Genomic DNA, 18,468 nt, shown 5'->3' on the forward strand with positions numbered 1-18,468 from the left:
ACCTTCGAGACATGGGCCGCTTCCTCCTCGTTTCCGGCGTGGGGCTCGCCCTGGCCCTGGGCGCGTGCACCGGCGACGCGCAGGAGCGGTCGGCCGACCCTCCGCCGGCGACCATGGCGGCGCCGGGCCCGTTCCCGGCCGAGACCACCGACGTGCCGGCCGGCTTCCGCGAGGTGCTGTGCCCCGACCTGCGCGGCGACGGCACCGGGCTGACGGTGCGGCTCGTCGTGCCGGACGCGACCGAGTTCGCCCAGGCGAACGGGCGCGCCTGCGGATTCAGCCGTGGCTACGTGCGCGGGGTCGGCGTCGAGATCGGGCCGCGGCAGAGCCTGGCGACGTTCCGCAAGAGGTCGCTGGACGCGTTCGAGGACATCGGCGGCGACGACGAGGTCAACGACATCCGCTACCGCACCCGCGTCCCCGGGCTCGGCGGGCAGCCCGCCGAGGAGCTCACCTGGCGGGTCTACAACGACGGCCTGCCGTTCTGGGAGATCGCCGTCCAGGCCGCCGGGGTGCGGCTCACCTGGAGCGTGCCGGACGAGAAGCCGCGCCTGCTCGACGCGTTCGACGTCGTGCGGCGCTCGGTCGAGGTGCGCACCGGCACCAGGTGGCGGTGCCCGTCGTGGGGCCCGCCCGACGGCTCCCGGGTGAGCTTCGCGCCGCCGAAGGACGTCGGCTGGGTCGAGCGGGAGGGCGACCACTGCCGGATCTACGTCGAGGGCTCACCGACCGTCCTGGAGTACGGCGCGGTCGACCCGACTCCCCCGCCGCTCGAGCGGCTCGCCACCCGGATGCGCCGCGACCCCGAGGTGACCCGGGTGCGGCTCGAGCGCGGCGCCGGGCGGATCGACGGCCAGCGGGCCGACCGGCTGACCTGGACCGTCGTGCGGACCGAGGAGACCGAGAACTACGAGCCGCCCGGCACCTGGCGCATCGTCGTCCTGCAGAGCCCGGCGGCCCGGGTCGAGTGGGGCGGCACACCGCAGTGGTGGCGCACGCACCGCTCGACGTACGACGACCTGGTCGCCTCGGTGCGCGTCAGTCCTGGACCGCCTTCGCGACCGTGATGCACGCGGTCACGTGCGCGCGCTCCTCGGCGTCGAGCGGCCGATCGGCACGGACCGCGTCCTCGTGGGCCCAGTGGGCGTTGAGCACCGAGCGGACCACGACCCAGTCACGGGCGCGGGCCTCGTCGAGCCCGGCGGCGTCGACGAGGGCGTGGAAGCGGCGGCGGATCCCGTCGCGGACCGAGCCGACGGCCCAGGGCGCGGCGTACTCCTCGAACCGGTCGCGCAGCATCGGCTCGAGCTCGTAGTGCGGGTCGCCGTTGGCCGGCTTCGGGTCGATGACCAGCCAGGTCTCCTCGCCGTCGCGGCGACCGCGCAGCACGTTGCCGTAGTGGAGGTCGCCGTGGATGACCGCGGTCGCGGGCTCGGTGGTCAGCTCGGCGGCCAGGGCCAGCGCCTGCTCGACGAGGCGGCGCGGGATCGGCACCGAGGCGGCGTCGCGGGCGAGGGCGGCCGCCCACCGCCGGACGTAGGACGCCTGCGGGCGCAGCTGCGGCATCGGAGGCACGTGCAGGTCGGCGTACCTGCTCGCGACGATCTCGCACGCCTCCACGTCCCAGGCCTCGGTGAGGTCCTCGCGGTCGAGGCGCTCGAGCAGCAGGGCCCGCCGGCCGGGGTCGGCGCGCAGCAGCTCGACCGCGCCTCGGCCGTGCCAGCGCTGGAGGGCGAGGTGCTCGTGCTGCGACTCGTCGTCGGGCAGCCCGACCTTGAGGGCCGCGGGAGTCCCGTCCGCCGTCGTCACCGGAAGCACGAGGGAGCAGAAGCCGTGCCAGGTCTCGCCGTCGGGCGTGAGCTCCCAGTCGTCGAGGACGGACCGGGTGGTCGCCGGGAGCCGGTCCAGCCAGGCCGCCCACTCCGGGCCGAGGTGACGTCGTCCGTCGAGCTCGGCGGGGATGGTGAGCGGCACGCGCTCACCGTAGGTCGTCGCCGGTGATGCTGCTGGGCCGGCCCTCGTCGTCGACGAGCAGCAGCAGCTCCTGGCCGACGACCAGGGTGCCGTCGGGCTCGGGCAGCCGCTCGCCGGTCGCCGCGTCGAGCACGACCTGCCGGTCGATGTCCGCACCGTCGCGGACCACGACGACGCCCGATCCGACCTGCGGGTCGGCCAGGTTGACCTCGCCGCGCTCGAGCTCGGAGGTCCACCGGGTCGCGCCGGTCGCGAGGTCGAGCCCGACCGGGTGTCCCTCGCGGTCGGTGGCGAGCACGATGCCGGTGGTCAGGTCCGCCGCCTGAGCCGACACCGCGGCATAGCTGACGTCGCCGCGCTGCCACAGCGTCGCCGCGTCCGCGAGCCGGACCAGGCTGAGCCCGCCGGCCCCCGCCAGCAGCACCCGGTCGGCGTCGACGCCGGCCGCGATGCCCTCGAGGTACGGCGACCACCCGGGCAGCCGCACGACAGTCGCCTCGAGGGTCGAGACCAGGTCCCGCGCCAGCGCGAGCGCGGGACGCCGGGCGTCCGGGTCGGTCCGGTCGCCCTCCCCCTCGGCGACGGTCGCGCCGGTCCGGGCGTCGACCACCGCCCAGTGCCCGGCCTCGGGCCCGAGCCGCTCCAGCAGGAAGGAGCCGGTGCCGTCGTAGTCGCCGAGCACCTGGCCCGGCTCCTCGCGGACCCACAGCTGCTCGCCCTCGGGCGTGAGGCCGGCGACCAGCTTGGGCGGCGCGTCGGCGATGTCGGTGAACAGGTCCTGCGTCTCGACGACAACGACCGGGCCGTCGGGGGTCGGCACGCAGCCGCCGTCGGTCAGCCAGCGGTCGTCGGGCTCGAGGTCCGAGCCCGGCGGCGGGGTGACCTTCGGCAGCAGCACCCGGTCGTTCGCAACGTCGACCACCTGCAGCTGCTCGCCGATGTCGGCGCGGACCACCCAGGTGCCGCAGGCGTCGGCGGTGGCGATGGCGTCGTCGATGTCCCAGCGCAGGTCGGCCATCGTGGCCGGGGCCGCGTCGGAGCGCCCGTCGCGGCCGTCCTCGTGGTCGCCGTCGCCGCACGCGGTCAGCGGGAGGAGCAGGCAGAGCACGGGCAGGGCGAGCAGGCGGGAGCCGCGGGTCGTCGTACGCACGGCGGCATCCTGTCCCCTCGCCGCGACCGGCAACCCTCTTGTCCCCACGCCTAGCGTGGGTGCATGCGGATGGACGACGTGCGGCGCATCGACCTCGGCAGCTTCGTGCGCCCGGCCGCGGAGACCGGCACCGGGCGGCCGCGGGTCGAGGCGGTGCTCGGGTACGTCGTCCGCACGTCGGCCGGGCTGGTCCTGCTCGACACCGGGATGGGCGATGCCGGCGCGGAGACCGAGGCGCACTACCAGCCCACCCGGGTCCCCCTCCCGGAGGCGCTGGCACGTGTCGGCGTGGACCTCGACGAGGTCGCCGTCGTGGTCAACTGTCATCTGCACTTCGACCACATCGGCGGCAACCCGCTGCTCGCCGGACGGCCGGTCCTCGCCCAGCGCGGCGAGCTGGAGATCGCCCGCGGGCCGGACTACACGGTGCCGGAGCTCGTCGACTTCCCCGGCGCGCGCTACGAGCTGCTGGACGGGGAGGCCGAGCTCGCGACGGGGGTGGTCGTCGTACCGACGCCGGGGCACGTCGAGGGTCACCAGTCGCTCGTCGTGGCCTGCGCGGACGGCACGGTCGTGCTCGCCGGCCAGGCCCACGACACCGCTGCGGAGTGGGCGGCGCACGCGGCAGCCGACCAGCAGAGCCCGTGGATGCGCCGGATCCTGGCCCTCGACCCGCGCCGCGTCGTGTTCGCGCACGACGGGGCGGTGTGGGAGCCCTGAGCCCTACTTCTTGGGCTTGTCGCCCGCCGGGCCGGTGGTGGACAGCGCGGCGACGAAGGCCTCCTGGGGGACCTCGACGCGGCCGACCATCTTCATCCGCTTCTTGCCCTCCTTCTGCTTCTCCAGCAGCTTCCGCTTCCGGGTGATGTCGCCGCCGTAGCACTTGGCGAGCACGTCCTTGCGGATGGCGCGGATGTTCTCGCGCGCGATCACCCGGGCGCCGATGGCGGCCTGGATCGGCACCTCGAACTGCTGCCTGGGGATGAGCTCCTTGAGCTTGCCGGCCATCATCACGCCGTAGGAGTAGGCGGCGTCCTTGTGGACGATCGCGGAGAAGGCGTCGACCGGCTCGCCCTGCAGCAGGATGTCGACCTTGACCAGGTCGGAGGCCTGGTCGCCGGAGAACTCGTAGTTGAGCGAGGCGTAGCCCTTGGTCTTGGACTTGAGCTGGTCGAAGAAGTCGAAGGCGATCTCGCCCATCGGCAGCGTGTAGCGCATCTCGACGCGGTCCTCGGACAGGTAGTCCATGCCCTGCAGGGTGCCGCGCTTCTGCTGGCACAGCTCCATGATCGTGCCGATGTAGTCGGCCGGCGCCAGCACCGTGGCGTCGACGATCGGCTCGCGGACCTCGGCGATCTTGCCGTCGGGGTACTCGCTGGGGTTGGTCACCGTGAGCTGGGTGCCGTCCTCCATGACGACCTCGTAGACCACGTTGGGGGCCGTCGAGATGAGGTCGAGGTTGAACTCGCGCTCGAGCCGCTCGCGGGTGATCTCCATGTGGAGCAGGCCGAGGAAGCCGCAGCGGAAGCCGAAGCCCAGCGCGCCAGAGGTCTCCGGCTCGAAGGTGAGCGCGGCGTCGTTGAGCTGGAGCTTCTCGAGCGCGTCGCGCAGCGTCGGGTAGTCGTCGCCGTCGATCGGGTAGAGCCCCGCGAAGACCATCGGGTTGGGGTGCTCGTAGCCGCCGAGCGGCTCGGCGGCCTGGCGCCCTTGGACGGTCACCGTGTCACCGACGCGGGACTGGCGCACGTCCTTCACGCCGGTGATCAGGTAGCCGGTCTCGCCGACGCCGAGCTTGGCGGCCTTCATCGGCTCGGGGCTGATCACGCCGACCTCGAGCATCTCGTGGAGCGCTCCGGTCGACATCATCTTGATCTTGTCGCGGTGGGACAGCTCGCCGTCGACGACCCGGACGTAGGTGACCACGCCGCGGTAGGTGTCGTAGACCGAGTCGAAGATCAGGGCGCGGGCCGGGGCGGACGCGTCGCCGACGGGCGCCGGGACGGAGCGCACGATCTCGTTGAGCAGGGCCTCGACGCCGACGCCGGTCTTGGCCGAGGTGAGCAGCACGTCCTCCGGCTCGCAGCCGACCAGGTTGGCCAGCTCGGCGGCGTACTTCTCGACGTTGGCGCTGGGCAGGTCGATCTTGTTGAGCACCGGGATGATGTGGAGGTCGGCGCCCATCGCGAGGTAGAGGTTCGCCAGGGTCTGCGCCTCGATGCCCTGGGCGGCGTCGACCAGCAGGATCGCGGCCTCGCAGGCCTGCAGCGACCGGGACACCTCGTAGGTGAAGTCGACGTGGCCCGGGGTGTCGATCATGTTGAGGATGTAGGTGCCCGGCTCGGCGCCCGCCTCGTTGCCGGCCGTGACGGTCCACGGCATCCGGACGGCCTGGCTCTTGATGGTGATGCCGCGCTCGCGCTCGATGTCCATCCGGTCGAGGTACTGTGCCTTCGCCTCACGCTCGCCGACGACGCCGGTGAGCTGCAGCATCCGGTCGGCGAGCGTCGACTTGCCGTGGTCGATGTGCGCGATGATGCAGAAGTTGCGGATGATCGCGGGGTCGGTGTGACCCGGCTGCGGGGCGGCGGCAGACATGGTGGCTCCATTGTCCCCGAGCGGGACGCGGTTCAGGAATTCGCCGCCCGCGGTTCACCGTCGACGGGGCTCGCCGTTCGCCGTACGCCGACAGCGTGGCGCCATGATCTCGGCCTCCCCGGAACCCACCTCCCGTCGCGCCCTCCTGCGGGGCGCCGTCCTGACGGCGGGCACTGCCGCCGCCTCCGGCCTGCTCCCCGCCCGCTCCTCGGCCGCTCCCCTGCTCGTGCGCCGCGACCGCCCGGCGCTGCCGTTCGGCGTCCAGTCCGGCGACGTCCGGCCCGGCTCGGCCGTGCTGTGGTCGAAGGCCGACCGCCCGTCTCGGCTGGTCGCCGAGATCAGCCGCGACCCGTTCTTCCGCAGGGCCCGGACCGTGCGGGGCCCGGTCGTCACGCCCGGCACCGACCTGACCGGGCAGATCGTGCTCGGCGACCTGCCCGAGGGCACCGACCTGCACTACCGGATCCGGGCCGTCGACCTCCACGACCACCGCGCGACCAGCGCACCGGTCCTCGGGCGGCTGCGGACCGCGCCGGGCCGCCGTGACGACGTCCGGTTCCTGTGGTCGGGCGACATCGCGGGGCAGGGCTGGGGCGTGAACCCGGCGTACGGCGGCTTCCGGATCGCCGACGCGATGCGGGCCCGCGACGCCGACTTCTTCCTGTGCAGCGGCGACAACGTGTACGCCGACGGGCCGGTCCAGGCGTCGGTGGCGCTGCCCGACGGGTCGACCTGGCACAACCTGGTGACCCCGGAGAAGTCCAAGGTCGCCGAGACGCTCGACGAGTACCGCGGGCAGTACCGCTACAACCTGATGGCCGACAACTGGCGTGCGTTCCTCGCCGAGACGTCCCAGGTCTCGCAGTGGGACGACCACGAGGTGCGCAACAACTGGTTCCCCGGCCAGGTCCTCGACGACGCCCGCTACACCGAGAAGCGGATCGACGTGCTCGCCGCGCGGGCGCGGCAGGCGTTCCACGAGTACGTTCCGGTCGCCTCGATCTCGCCGGACTCCGAGGGCCGGGTCTACCGGGTGATCCGGTACGGGCGGCACCTCGACCTGTTCGTCCTCGACATGCGCACGCACAAGGACCCCAACACCGGCAACCGCGAGCCGGTCGGCGACGGCGGCGTGCTCGGCGAGGAGCAGACCGCGTGGCTGATCCGCGAGCTGCGGCGGTCGAGGGCGACCTGGAAGGTGATCGCCAACGACCTGCCGCTCGGCCTGGTCGTGCCCGACGGCGCCAGCGCGCAGGAGGGCCTCGCGCAGGGCGACCCGGGCGCCCCGCTGGGCCGCGAGATCGACATCGCGCGGGTGCTGACCGCTCTGCAGCGCGCCGGGATCCGCAACCACGTGTGGCTGACCGCCGACGTGCACTACACGGCGGCCCACCACTACTCACCCGACCGGGCGGCGTACCAGGCCTTCGACCCGTTCTGGGAGTTCGTCTCCGGCCCGCTCAACGCGGGCGCGTTCGGGCCGAACGCGCTGGACGGCACGTTCGGCCCGGTGGCCGACTTCGTCGCTGCCCCACCGGCGGCCAACGCCTCACCCGCGCAGGGCTTCCAGTTCTTCGGCGAGGTCGAGGTCGACGGTCACAGCGGTCGGCTGACGGTGACCCTGCGCGATGTCGACGGTGCGGCGATCTACACCAGGACGTTGGACCCCGCCGCGTAGGTGCGCAGCACCTGGGTCTTCAGCAGCGCCTCCGGCTCGTCGGCGAACGGGTCGGCGGCCAGCACCACGAGGTCGGCGGACCGGCCGGGCGCGATGGTGCCGATGGTCCCCTCCATCCGGGACGCGTACGCCGCGTCCCGGGTGGCGTGGGTCAACGCCTCGGCCAGCGGTACGGCGAGGTGCGGGGTGTTGGCCGGCAGCCCCTCCACCAGCGCGGAGCGGCGGGTGGTGGCGACGTACATGTTGTGCAGCGGGAGGTGCGGCGCCGTGGGAGCGTCGGTGCCGAACGCGAGCACCGCGCCCGCGTCGGTCATCTCGCGCCACGGGTAGCCGCGCTCGACCCGCTCGTCGCCGAGCATCGCGCGCCAGTTGTCCTGGACGGCCGGGTCGGCGTGCACCGGCTGCATCGACGCGACGACACCGAGCCGGGCGAGCCGGGCGACGCTCTCCTCGGAGACCACCTCGAGGTGCTCCATGCGGTGGCGGCGCTCGCGGGGTCCGTTGACCCGGATCGCCTCCTCGAGGGCGTCGAGAGCGATGGCGGAGGCCTCGTCGCCGATGGCGTGGATCGCGATCTGCAGGCCGGCGGCGTCCGCGGCGACGACGACGGGGGTCAGCGCCTCGCGGTCCCATATCGGGGCGGCGTTGCTGCCGTCGGCGTACGGCCTGGCCATCGAGGCCGTGCAGCTGTCGATGACGCCGTCGGCCATGATCTTGATGCCGGTGATCCGCAGCCGGTCGCCGTCGAGGCGGCGGGCGTGGGCGAGCGCGGTCTCGACCTGGGCGAGGTTCTCGGCCTCGCTCGCCGACGGCTTCACCAGCCAGTGCCCGACCACCCGCAGCGGCAGCGCGTCGGCGGCCAGCGCCCGCTCGAAGGTCGCGAGGTCGTGGCCCTCGACACCCATGTCGACGACCGTGGTGACGCCGTCGGCGAGGTAGCGGGCCATGCCGGCCTGCAGCCAGGCGTCGCGGTCGGCGTCGGTGACCTGGGCGGCGAGGAAGCTGCGGGCCAGGCCCAGGGCCGCCATCTCGCTGAGCAGACCGGTGGCCTCGCCGTCGGCGTCGCGCTCGATGGTCCCGCCGATCGGGTCCGGGGTGGCGGCGTCGATGCCGAGCTCACGGAGCGCGGCGGAGTTGCACCACGTCGAGTGCAGGTCGTTGGACTGCAGGTAGACGGGCACGTCCGGGACGACCGTGTCGAGGATGTCCCTGTGCGGCGCGCGGCCCTCCAGGGCCGGGAAGAGCCAGCTGTTGCCGATCACCCGGGTGCGGCCCTCGGCCGCGGCGGCCGCCACGCGCGCCTGGATGTCGGCGATGTCCGCGGCGTCGACGAGCCCGACCTCCTCCGCGGAGGCGCCCATCTCGACGAGGTGGGTGTGAGCGTCGACGAAGCCCGGCAGCACGAAGGCACCGTCGAGGTCGATCACCTCGGCTCCTGCAGGCACCGGCCGGTCCAGGCCGCGGACCCGGCCGTCCGCGATCTCGACGGACCCGGCCCACGGCTGGTCGGGGTCGGCGGTGAAGATCCGGGCGTTGCGCAGGACGACGGTGCCGGTCGCGCGGCTCATCGGGCATTCCTTCCGTAGAACAGGCGGGTCAGGCCGACGTACAGCGCCGAGGCGCCGATCATGCCGACCGGGACGGACAGGTCGAGACCGTCCAGCGCCTTCGCGACCGGACCGGTGAAGGCCTCCGTGCTGGCGCACATGAGCGCGGCGACGAAGGCGGTGAGGCAGGCGATCGCGCCGGCGAGGTTGACGCCCCCGGTGTACCAGTAGCGCGAGCCGGGGCTGCTGTCGCTGAGCTCCACGCCGTCGTAGGCGTTGCGGCGCATCAGGATGTCGGTCACGTAGATCGCCATGATCGGGCCCACCAGGCTGACCAGCAGGACCAGGCTGCTGCTGACGGTGTCGAGGAAGTCGAAGACGAACAGCGCGTAGAGCGTCATCGCGACACCGACGACGGCGGTGACGGCGACGCTGACCACGCGGGAGAACGGCAGGCCGACGGCCTGGAGCGCGAGTCCGGAGCTGTACGTCGTGAGCGCGTTGTTGGCGAGGATGCCGATGATGATCGCGACCAGGAAGACCGTGACCAGCCAGCCCGGGACGATGCCCCTCAGGCCGGCCTCCGGGTCGGACAGGTCGGTGACGGTGGCGGCCAGGATGCCGACGGTGAGCAGCACGATGCCGGGGACGGCGTTGCCGAGCGCGGTCCAGGTGGCGACGGCGACCGGGTTGGTGTCGCGAGGCAGGTAGCGGGCGAAGTCGGAGCTGATCGTGTACGACAGCGGGGTCGCGGCGATGAGGGTGACGCCGGCGACCCAGGTGAGCCACAGGTCGGCGCCGTGCAGGGCGACCGGCGGCGCGTAGGCGAGGTCGGCCTTCGCCACGAGGAATCCGGACACGACCAGGAACACGACGGTCAGGCCGGCCGAGAGCGGGCCGTAGAGCCGCATGATCAGGCCCTGGCCGTAGATCGAGATCGCGGTCGTCGCCGATGCGATGACCAGGACGACGAGCACCTGGACCGGCGTCGAGGAGCCGAGCCCGATCCGCTCGGTGAGGGCGAAGCCGATGACCGAGGCGGTCAGCCAGTTCAGCGCGATGTAGCAGACCGAGACGAACCAGCCGTTGACCGCGATGGCGACCCGGTTGCCGCGCACGCCGTACATGGCCCGGGTCGCGACCTGGCTGGGCGTGCCGGAGACGGGACCGGTCACCGCGACGATGCCGGTGGCGATCGAGAACAGGCAGCCCACGACGACCGCGGCGATCGCTTGGGCCAGGCTCAGGCCGATCAGGACGAGCACGCCGCCGACGACGAACGAGAGGTAGTTGACGTTCGGCGCGACCCAGAGCGCGAACAGGCTGCGGGCGGTTCCGGTGCGCTCGCTGTCGGGGATGACGTCGATGCCGTGGGTCTCGACGTGGCCGGGCAGCAGGCCCTCGTCGCGCGGCGCTTGTGTCTGGTCGATGGCCATGGCTCCCCCGGGTTCGGTCGGTGTGTCGGCCGTCACGCTAGGGAGCCAAAACGATTTGGACCAGACCTTGTGCCACCCTGGCCAAAACGGTTTGGGCGGGCCTACCGTGGCCGGGTGACCGCGCGGCGCCCCACCATCCGCGACGTCGCGCACCGGGCGGGCGTCTCGGTCACCACGGTGTCGCACACCTTCACCGGCAACGGCACCGTCGCGCCGGCCACCCAGCAGCGGGTGCGCACCGCCGCCCACGACCTCGGCTACCGGCCCGACGTGATCGCGCAGGGCCTGCGCCGCAACCGGCTCGGGGTGATCGCCCTCGTCGCCCGCCAGCTCGACGCGCTGCGCCCCGACCTGCTCGTCGACGTCGACTACTTCGCCCGGTTCGCCGGCGCCGCGGCCGTCGCCTCGCTCGCCGAGGGGCTCGGGCTGATGCTCGTCTCGGACCCGACCGGACCGCGCGCCGCGGGCGCTGCCCTGGCCAGCGACGGGTTCATCGTCACCGAGCCGGTCACCGACGACCCGCTGGTCGCGATGCTGACCAGCGCCGGGATCCCCTTCGTTACCGTCGGGGAGGTCCCGGGCGTCCCCCTCGGACCGGAATCCCCGCCCCACGTCGACATCGAGTCCGGCCGGCTCACCACCCTCGCCCTCGACCACCTCTGGGACAGCGGCGCGCGCCGGATCGCGCTGGTCACCGGCACCGACCGCAACGAGTGGAACCTCCGCACGGCCGCCGTCTACCGGCGCTGGGCCCGCTACCGCCGGATCACCCCCTCGATGGTCCACGTCCCCGAGCACCTCGACGACGAGGGCGGGCGCCGCGCCGCCAGGACCCTGCTCGCGTCCGGACCCGCGCCGGACGGCGTCTACGCCCTCACCAGCAACCATGCTCTCGGCGTCGTCGCGGTCCTCGCCGAGCACGGCCTGCGGGTCCCCGCCGACGTCCGGATCGTCGCCGGGTCCGATGCCGAGAGCCTGCGCGCCGCCCACCCCACCATCTCCTCCATCGACCTGCAGCCCGACGAGCTCGCCCGGCGCGCCGTCGAGACCCTCTCCGCCCGCCTCGACGACCGGCCCCTCCCCGACCACGGTGAGCAGCGGGTGGGGCGACTGGTCGTGCGGGCCTCGTCGACGCCGCCGGGCCCTCAGCCATGATGGGCCGCGTGTTCCCCACCGTCATCCCCCACGGTCGCACCGCCCGCCGCCTGTCCTGGGTGCACCTGCCCCCGCTCGTACGGCGCGCGGTCGAGCAGCGGCTCGGCTCGCCGGTCGTGGACGCGGTATCCCAGGACGGCGGGTACACCCCCGGGTTCGCCTCGGTGCTGACCTGCGACGACGGGACCCGCACGTTCGTGAAGGCGGCTTCCACCAAGGCGCAACGGCTCTTCGCCGACGCGTACCGCGAGGAGGCGCGCAAGCTCGCGGGGCTCCCGGCCGGCGTACCGGCTCCGGGGCTGCTGTGGACCGACGAGGTCGCCGACTGGTTCCTGCTCGCCACCGAGTACGTCGACGCGCGCGCCCCGCACCGCCCCTGGACCGCCGAGGACCTCGCGTCCGCGTCCGCGATGACGGTGACCATCGCGGAGTCGCTGACCCCCGCGCCGGGCATCGCGCTGGACAGCGCCGTCGACGACTTCGCGTCGTGGCCGGCCCTGTGGGACCGGGTCACCCACCCGCGGCGCGACGAGCTGCGGGCCCTGGCCGACCGGTACGCCGAGGTCGTCGCCGGCGACACCCTCGTCCACACCGACATCCGCGACGACAACATCCTGGTCCGGCCCGACGGCAGCGCCCTGCTGTGCGACTGGACCTGGCCGACCGTCGGCGCCGCCTGGTTGGACTCGCTGATCCTCCTGATCGGCCCGCGCGGCGACGGACTCGACGTGGACGCGCACATCGCCGCCCACCCGCTGCTCGCGAGTGTGCCGGCCGAGGACGTCGACGTGTTCCTGGCCCTGATCCTCGGCTACTTCGCCGCCAGCGCCGACCAACCCGTCCCCGCCACGTCGCCGCACCTGCGCGCGGCGCAGGCCTGGCAGCGCGACGTCATCGACCACTGGCTGGCCGAGCGGCGCGGCTGGCACGCCTGAGCGCGCTCAGTGCTCGGCGAGGGGAGGTCCCCAGCCGAGCTGCATGCCCAATGCCAGGTCGTCCCGGTTCGCCCAGTGCTCGGTCACCTGGCCGTCGTGGACCCGGAACCAGTGGCTCTGGGTGACCGCGAACGACCCGCCGGCCGGCGGGAAGGACGCCTGGACACCACCGTCGGGCCCGTACGTGACGAACGGGCCCGTCTGGCGGCCGGACATGGTGGCGTGGACCGCCACGAGGTCGCCGGTCCGCGCGGTCGCGTGGACCTCCCACGCCAGGTCGGAGAAGGCCGAGCGGAGCCAGTCCGAGGTGGCCAGGAAGGCCGCCGGCCCGCGCCCCCGGGTCTCGGGCGGCTCGGTGACGGACTCCCGGTTGACGGCGTCGGGGGCGAACACCGCGTCGAACTCCTCCCGCGTCCCGCCCGCCATGAGGTGCAGCGAGGCCACCGCCACGGCGACCGGGTCGGACTCGGGCACCCGGGTCGTGTAGAAGCGCACCTCGTGCCCGTCCGGGTCGTGCAGCCCGGGCAGGATCCATCCGATCGTCGCGACCCGGATCCCGGCGTGCTCCTCACCGAGCGCGGCGAGGCGGGCGGCGAGGTCGTCCAACGACTGCTGGGTCGGGACCCCGATCGCGAAGTGGTCGAACGCCGCCGACGCAGCGGCCTGCTCGGGGGCGAGCCGCAGCGCCACCTCCGGGCCGCCGTTGGGATGCAGCATCGAGATGCCGCGCAGCACGCCGTCCTCGACGAACTCGAGCACCTTGCGGTAGCCCAGCCGGGACTCGTACCACTCGCGCGACCGGGCCAGGTCCCGGACCGGGAGCTTGACGTGGTGGATGCCGTCCAGCGTCGGAGCGGACATGGCGCCTCCAGAGCTCAAGTTGCAGCCCCACTGCAACATTGCAGTTAGACTGCAACTCATGGCCGATCCTGTCAAGACCCAGAGCCTCCGCACTGCGCGCGTCCTCGAGAACGAGGAGCGGATCCTGCGCGCGGCGCACCGCCTGTTCGTCCAGCAGGGCTACCGCGCCACGACGCTGACCGCCGTCGCCGAGGAGGCCGGCGTCGCCTCGCGCACGGTCTACGTCCGCTTCGGCACCAAGGCCGCCGTCCTCAAACGGGTGATCGACATGGCCGTCGTCGGCGACCTCGCGCCCGTCGACGTGCGCGGCCGCGACTGGTACCGGACCGCGACCACGGCCGCCACGCTCGCCGAGCGGATCGCCGCCTTCACCCGGGGCGGAGCTCGCCTGGCCAGGTCCGCGGCCGACGTCGTCGCCGTGTCCCGCGAGGCCGAGCCCACCGAGCCGCTGCTGGCCGAGCAGGCGCACGCGGGCCGGGCGGCGACGTACGACGCGGTCCGCACCTTCTGGACCCGGGCCCAGGAGGACGGGCTGCTGCCCCCCACGTGTGACCTCGCCTGGCTCGTGCGGACGACGGCGCTCGCCGCGCACATCGACACCTACCTCCTGCTGCGCGAGATGGAGCCGGGTGCCGAGGAGGCCTACGAGACCTGGCTCACGACCACCTTCGAGCGAGCGCTGCGCGGTGCCGACGGGGGCTGAAGGTCAGCGGCCGAGCGCGACCGGGTCGATGACCACGAACCGGTCGTCGTCGGGGTGGACGTGCACGTCGACGACCGCGTCCGGCTGGATCCGCGGGATCGCCAGCTGCGAGACGAGCTCGGTGACGCTGGTGCGGTAGGGCGCGCCGGTCTCGGGGGTGACCTCGAGCTCGAACACGACGTACGGGTCCTGGTTCAGGTGCCCCTTGACCCGAGTGCTGACGATCCGGGCCGTCGTACGGATGCCGTCGCGCACCGCCCGCCGCTCGTCGGCGTTGCGCGCCCGGACCTGGCGGATCTTGAAGAACGCGAAGATCGCCAGTGTCACGCCGGCGATCCCGAACGCGTACCCGGCGTAGCGGCCCGCGTCGCCCTCGTCGCCGCTGGTCGCTCCCCTGATCACCAGGATCCAGAACAGCAAGGTCGGTAGGATGAACAGCGCGCCGAGCGGGAGCGGCGGCCGGGAGGGTTCGCGCACGGGGTCATCCTGCCCGATTTGGGCGACGGATCGACCCGCTGTTAGCCTTGCTGGTCGCGACTGCGCGTTCCCTCCTGCCCGTCCCCGGACTCGTCCGGAAGGTAAGGATCACGGTGACCGAGGCGCGCTCCGGACCAGAACCAGCATTTCCACCTGACACAGAGGCGAGTAACCCGTGGCGAACATCAAGAGCCAGATCAAGCGCAACAAGCAGAACGAGAAGCGTCACGAGCGCAACAAGGCCGTCAAGTCCGGCCTGAAGACCGCGATCCGCAAGTTCCGCGAGGCCGCCGAGGCCGGCGACAAGGACGCCGCCGTCGCGCTGGGCCGCGAGGCCACCAAGAAGCTCGACAAGGCCGCCTCCAAGGGCGTCATCCACAAGAACCAGGCCGCGAACCGCAAGTCGTCGATCGCGAAGCAGGCCGCCTCTCTCTGAGACCACCCTGCTGGCTCCGGTCCTGAGCCATCACGTCAAGGGAGTCCCCGTCAGGGGGCTCCCTTCGTGATTTTTCACGGCCCCGTTGAGTTGCCACTTTCTCACCGTCGAGTTGCCGAAGAGCGCCAACTCAGCGCTGCGGAGGTGGCAACTCAACGCTGGCGGAGAGCGGTGACGGTCAGGACAAGGCGTTCGAGGGCGTACGACGCGTCGCTGGCCGCGCCCTTGATGTCGGCGTCGGCCTGGGCGACGGCACGGATGGCGCGGGCCAGGCCGACGTCGGTCCAGCCGCGGGCCTGGTCGCGCAGCGAGCGCAGCTTCCACGGCGGGACGCCGACCTCGCGGGCCAGGTCGGCGTCGCGCATGCCGCGCGGGGCACTGACCATCCGGGCCAGGCCGCGAGCGCTGCCGGCGAAGGCGGAGGTGATGAGCACGGCGGCCGTCCCCGCGTCGAGGGCCCAGCGCAGCTCCTCCAGCGCGACCCGGTCGCGGCCGGCGAAGGCGGCGTCGGCCACAGCGAAGGACTTCGCCTCGGCGCGGCCGCCGAAGTAGCGGCGGACCTGCTCCTCGCTGATCCGCTCCCCCGGGAAGTCGCTGGTGAGCTGGTGGGCGGCGCCGGCCAGTGAGCGGAGGTCGCGACCGATCGCCTCGATCAGGACGTCGGCCGCCTCCCGGTCGATGGTCGCGCCGTGGCGGCGTATCTCGTTGGCCACGAAGGCCGGGAAGTCCGACGGCTTGAGCTCCTCGGACTTGTGCTCGGAGACGGCCTTCAGCTTGCGCAGCTTGGTCAGCACGCCGCTGCCCTTCTGACCGCCCCCGTGGACGAGCACGAGCGCCACGTCCTCGACCGGCGCGGCGGCGTAGCCCAGCAGGCCCTCGACCGACTCGTCCGGCAGGTTCTCCAGGCCGCGGACCACCACGCAACGCACCGCGGAGAACAGCGACGGCGCCGCCATCTCGCCGAGCGTCGCGAGGGTCAGGTCGGACGCGGAGCTGTCGGCGAACTCGGCCTCGGCGTCGTGCGCGCGCACCGCCGCCCTGACCTCGTCGACGGTCCGGGCACCGAGGAACTCCTCCTTGCCGGTGACCAGGATGACCCGCCCCAGCACGTCCTCGGCCCGCATGTGCTCACCCTCCCACACGCCCCCGACACGGTCCCCGGCACCTTGGCCTGAATCCACGCTTGACGCTCACTGCCGGGTGGTCGCCCGCACCCCGCCGGAACTGTCGCCGACCACCGCGATGTCGCCGTCGCGGTCGGTCCGCAGCACCTCCGCCCCGGCCGCCTCCAGACCCCGCACCACCTCCGGCGACGGGTGGCCGTAGTCGTTGTCGGCGCCCACCGACACCAGCGCCACCTCGGGACGTAGGTCGGTCAGCCAGTCCAGGTCCTGGTGGGAGCTGCCGTGGTGCGGCACCTTCAGCACGTCGATGTCCAGGTCGCCCACGAGCCCGGCCACCTCGGCCTGCCCGGGTGGCTCGAGGTCACCGGTCAGCAGCAGCCGCACGCCGGCCACCTCGACCAGCAGCACCACGCTCGCGTCGTTGGCGGTGCTGCCGTCGCCGGGACCGTCGACCATCGCGCCGGGTAGCTCGGGGTGGAGCACCTGGAGGGTGGCCTCGCCGATCCGCCGCGTGAGACCGTACGCCGCCGTCGCCACCGGCACGCCCGCAGCGGCCGCCGCACGCCGCACCAGCCGCACCCCGCCCGGCGGGTCGGCCAGGGCCGTGGTCTCGACGGCTGCCACGCTCCGCCCGTCGAGGACTCCCGCGATGCCGTCGACGTGGTCGGCGTGGAAGTGGGTGAGCACGAGCAGCGGCACCTGCTCGACGCCCAGCCTGTCCAGGCAGCGGTCGACCGCCCGCGGGTCGGGTCCGGCGTCGACCACGATCGCGGAGCGGCGACCGACCGCGAGCGCGAGGGCGTCGCCCTGCCCGACGTCGCAGGCCACCAGCACCCAACCCGGTGGCGGCCACGCCCCCGAGGCGGCCGACCAGAGCCGGCCGGGCACCCCGAGCACGACGAGCAGCAGCAGGGCGACCAGAGCCGCCCCGGCGGCGCGGTACCGCACCAGCCGTGGCAGCGCGATCCCCAGCAGCAGGCAGAGCACCGCGAGCGCCCCGATCGCCAGCGTCCCGCTCCCCCAGCCGATGGCGGCGCCGGGCAGGGCGGCGGCGTGCTCGGCGACGGCGATGATCCATCCGACGCTCCAGCCCGCGGCGGTGCCGCACCACCGCCCCGCCCACGGCCACACCAGCCCGACCAGGCCGCCCGCCAGGCCGAGCACCGTTGCCGGTCCCACGGCCGGTCCCGCCAACAGGTTGGCGCCGACCGCCACCAGGCTCACCTGCCCCGACAGGCCGGCGATGACCGGGGTGCACGCCAGCTGGGCCGCGGTCGGCACCGCAACTGCCTCGGCCACACCTCGTGGCAGCCACCGCGCCAGGGACCGCGCGAGCGGCGGACCGAGCAGCACGATCCCCGCGGTGGCCAGCACCGAGAGTGCGAAGCCGGCCGCCACGGCCAGGTCCGGCTGCACCAGGACCAGACCGGCCACCGCGACCCCGAGGGCGCGCAGGCCCCGCCGCCGGCCGTCGGGGCCGAAGGCGAACAGCCCGACCGTCCCCATCACCGCCGCACGGAGCACGCTCGGCTCGGTGCGGGCCAGCAGCACGAACCCGACGATGCCTGCCAGGCCGACCACGGCCAGCCACCGCCGGCGGACCCCGGCCCCTCGGGCGAGCAGCAGCAGCGAGCCGACCACCAGCGTCAGGTTGGTCCCACTGACGGCGGTCAGGTGCGTGAGGCCGGTCGTGCGGAAGTCCCGCTCGACCGCGTCCGGCAGCCCGGCGTCGTCGCCGTCGACCAGCGCCGGCACGAGTCCCGCCTGGTCGGGCGGACGGTGCGCGACCGCACGCCGGATCGACGTACGCACCGCCGCGGACGCCCGCCACCAGGGATCGGGACCCCGGATCCGCACCGGGTCGCGGGCACCGGTGAGCAGCGCTGCCGTGCCCGGGTCGTCGGAGGCGGCGAGCCGTCCCTCGGCGATCACCCGCGAGCCCAGCTCGGCCGTGGTCCAGCCCGGAGTGCCGATGACGACGATGCTGCCGCCGGTGCGCAACCGGTGGCCGCGCGAGGTCACCTCCCGCGCCCGGAGCCGGACCACGACCTGCGGCCCTGCCCGCCCGGTGATCTTCCGGGGATCGGAGACGACGGTGCCGACCAGGTCGGCCGTGGCACGCTCGGCGGCCAGGTCGTGCAGCGGTGAGGCGCGGACGGCATCGTGGCGCAGCACCGTGCCGGTGGTCGCGGCACCCGCGATCACCAGGGTGGCGAGCAGCAGCCGGAGCCCGCCGGGCGGCAGGCGTGGGGCGAGCACCCAGACGAGGAGACCGAGTCCGGCGAGTCCGGCGTACGCGATCCGTCCGGACTGCTGCGCGGCGATGCCGCCCAGCCACGCCGCGGCGCCCAGCGCGGGCATCCGCAGGTCGGGCGCGGTTGCCCTAGGGTCGGGCGG

General features: G+C 73.5%; 16 protein-coding genes. 7 read left to right on the top strand and 9 right to left on the bottom strand.

What is annotated here, in order from left to right:
- Positions 1 to 11: 11 nt before the first annotated feature.
- Positions 12 to 1,067 carry a hypothetical protein gene (locus FBY23_RS18345; RefSeq protein ID WP_141799459.1) on the top strand — a complete coding sequence of 352 codons (1,056 nt, stop codon included), beginning with the start codon at positions 12 to 14 and terminating at the stop codon, positions 1,065 to 1,067.
- Here the strand turns inward: FBY23_RS18345 and FBY23_RS18350 are convergent.
- Both FBY23_RS18350 and FBY23_RS18355 read right to left on the bottom strand, forming a co-directional pair.
- The gene (locus FBY23_RS18350) at positions 1,039 to 1,974 is read right to left on the bottom strand and encodes an aminoglycoside phosphotransferase family protein (protein WP_141799460.1); all 936 of its coding nucleotides are present in this window, start codon (positions 1,972 to 1,974) and stop codon (positions 1,039 to 1,041) included. The two genes, FBY23_RS18345 and FBY23_RS18350, sit on opposite strands and share 29 nt — an antisense overlap.
- 4 nt (positions 1,975 to 1,978) lie before the next feature.
- The gene (locus tag FBY23_RS18355; protein WP_141799461.1) at positions 1,979 to 3,124 is read right to left on the bottom strand and encodes a PQQ-binding-like beta-propeller repeat protein; all 1,146 of its coding nucleotides are present in this window, start codon (positions 3,122 to 3,124) and stop codon (positions 1,979 to 1,981) included.
- A gap of 63 nt (positions 3,125 to 3,187) precedes the next feature.
- Between FBY23_RS18355 and FBY23_RS18360 the strand changes: the two genes are divergently transcribed.
- Complete coding sequence (locus FBY23_RS18360; protein WP_260806080.1) at positions 3,188 to 3,844, top strand: MBL fold metallo-hydrolase; 657 nt, start codon at positions 3,188 to 3,190, stop codon at positions 3,842 to 3,844.
- A gap of 3 nt (positions 3,845 to 3,847) precedes the next feature.
- On the opposite strand, the gene lepA is transcribed toward FBY23_RS18360, so the two are convergent.
- A complete protein-coding gene (gene lepA / locus FBY23_RS18365; protein ID WP_141799462.1) occupies positions 3,848 to 5,719 on the bottom strand; it encodes a translation elongation factor 4 in 1,872 nt (623 codons plus the stop codon).
- 103 nt (positions 5,720 to 5,822) lie between these two features.
- On the opposite strand from lepA, the gene FBY23_RS18370 reads away from it, so the two are divergent.
- Positions 5,823 to 7,397: an alkaline phosphatase gene (locus tag FBY23_RS18370; protein ID WP_141799463.1), complete on the top strand. Its 1,575-nt coding sequence runs from the start codon at positions 5,823 to 5,825 to the stop codon at positions 7,395 to 7,397.
- On the opposite strand, the gene FBY23_RS18375 is transcribed toward FBY23_RS18370, so the two are convergent.
- A complete protein-coding gene (locus FBY23_RS18375; RefSeq protein ID WP_141799464.1) occupies positions 7,367 to 8,965 on the bottom strand; it encodes an amidohydrolase in 1,599 nt (532 codons plus the stop codon). The two genes, FBY23_RS18370 and FBY23_RS18375, sit on opposite strands and share 31 nt — an antisense overlap.
- Positions 8,962 to 10,380, bottom strand: coding sequence for a cytosine permease (locus FBY23_RS18380; RefSeq protein WP_141801140.1), 1,419 nt, complete (start codon positions 10,378 to 10,380; stop codon positions 8,962 to 8,964). The genes FBY23_RS18375 and FBY23_RS18380 overlap by 4 nt, the downstream gene beginning before the upstream one ends.
- Before the next feature lie 114 nt (positions 10,381 to 10,494).
- On the opposite strand from FBY23_RS18380, the gene FBY23_RS18385 reads away from it, so the two are divergent.
- Positions 10,495 to 11,535: a LacI family DNA-binding transcriptional regulator gene (locus tag FBY23_RS18385; RefSeq protein ID WP_141799465.1), complete on the top strand. Its 1,041-nt coding sequence runs from the start codon at positions 10,495 to 10,497 to the stop codon at positions 11,533 to 11,535.
- A gap of 8 nt (positions 11,536 to 11,543) precedes the next feature.
- Positions 11,544 to 12,470, top strand: a complete 927-nt coding sequence (locus FBY23_RS18390) for a phosphotransferase family protein (RefSeq protein WP_260806081.1) — start codon at positions 11,544 to 11,546, stop codon at positions 12,468 to 12,470.
- Positions 12,471 to 12,476: 6 nt separating this feature from the next.
- Here FBY23_RS18390 and FBY23_RS26470 read toward each other — a convergent pair whose 3' ends face one another.
- Entirely contained in the window at positions 12,477 to 13,331 is an 855-nt protein-coding gene (locus FBY23_RS26470; RefSeq protein WP_222117866.1) for an ester cyclase, read from the bottom strand.
- A gap of 58 nt (positions 13,332 to 13,389) precedes the next feature.
- Here FBY23_RS26470 and FBY23_RS18405 point away from each other — a divergent pair, with 58 nt between their 5' ends.
- Positions 13,390 to 14,034 carry a TetR/AcrR family transcriptional regulator gene (locus FBY23_RS18405; protein WP_160158287.1) on the top strand — a complete coding sequence of 215 codons (645 nt, stop codon included), beginning with the start codon at positions 13,390 to 13,392 and terminating at the stop codon, positions 14,032 to 14,034.
- Positions 14,035 to 14,037: 3 nt separating this feature from the next.
- On the opposite strand, the gene FBY23_RS18410 is transcribed toward FBY23_RS18405, so the two are convergent.
- The gene (locus FBY23_RS18410; RefSeq protein WP_141799467.1) at positions 14,038 to 14,511 is read right to left on the bottom strand and encodes a hypothetical protein; all 474 of its coding nucleotides are present in this window, start codon (positions 14,509 to 14,511) and stop codon (positions 14,038 to 14,040) included.
- Between the two features lie 175 nt (positions 14,512 to 14,686).
- On the opposite strand from FBY23_RS18410, the gene rpsT reads away from it, so the two are divergent.
- Entirely contained in the window at positions 14,687 to 14,947 is a 261-nt protein-coding gene (rpsT, locus tag FBY23_RS18415; protein ID WP_141799468.1) for a 30S ribosomal protein S20, read from the top strand.
- A gap of 152 nt (positions 14,948 to 15,099) precedes the next feature.
- Here the strand turns inward: rpsT and holA are convergent, their stop codons facing one another.
- Together holA and FBY23_RS18425 are read right to left on the bottom strand one after the other, a co-directional pair.
- Positions 15,100 to 16,071: a DNA polymerase III subunit delta gene (gene holA / locus FBY23_RS18420; RefSeq protein WP_141799469.1), complete on the bottom strand. Its 972-nt coding sequence runs from the start codon at positions 16,069 to 16,071 to the stop codon at positions 15,100 to 15,102.
- A gap of 66 nt (positions 16,072 to 16,137) precedes the next feature.
- The gene (locus tag FBY23_RS18425) at positions 16,138 to 18,432 is read right to left on the bottom strand and encodes a ComEC/Rec2 family competence protein (protein ID WP_141799470.1); all 2,295 of its coding nucleotides are present in this window, start codon (positions 18,430 to 18,432) and stop codon (positions 16,138 to 16,140) included.
- Positions 18,433 to 18,468 lie beyond the last annotated feature (36 nt).

The sequence above is a fragment of the Nocardioides sp. SLBN-35 genome (genome assembly GCF_006715725.1).
Classification (GTDB): Bacteria; Actinomycetota; Actinomycetes; order Propionibacteriales; family Nocardioidaceae; genus Nocardioides.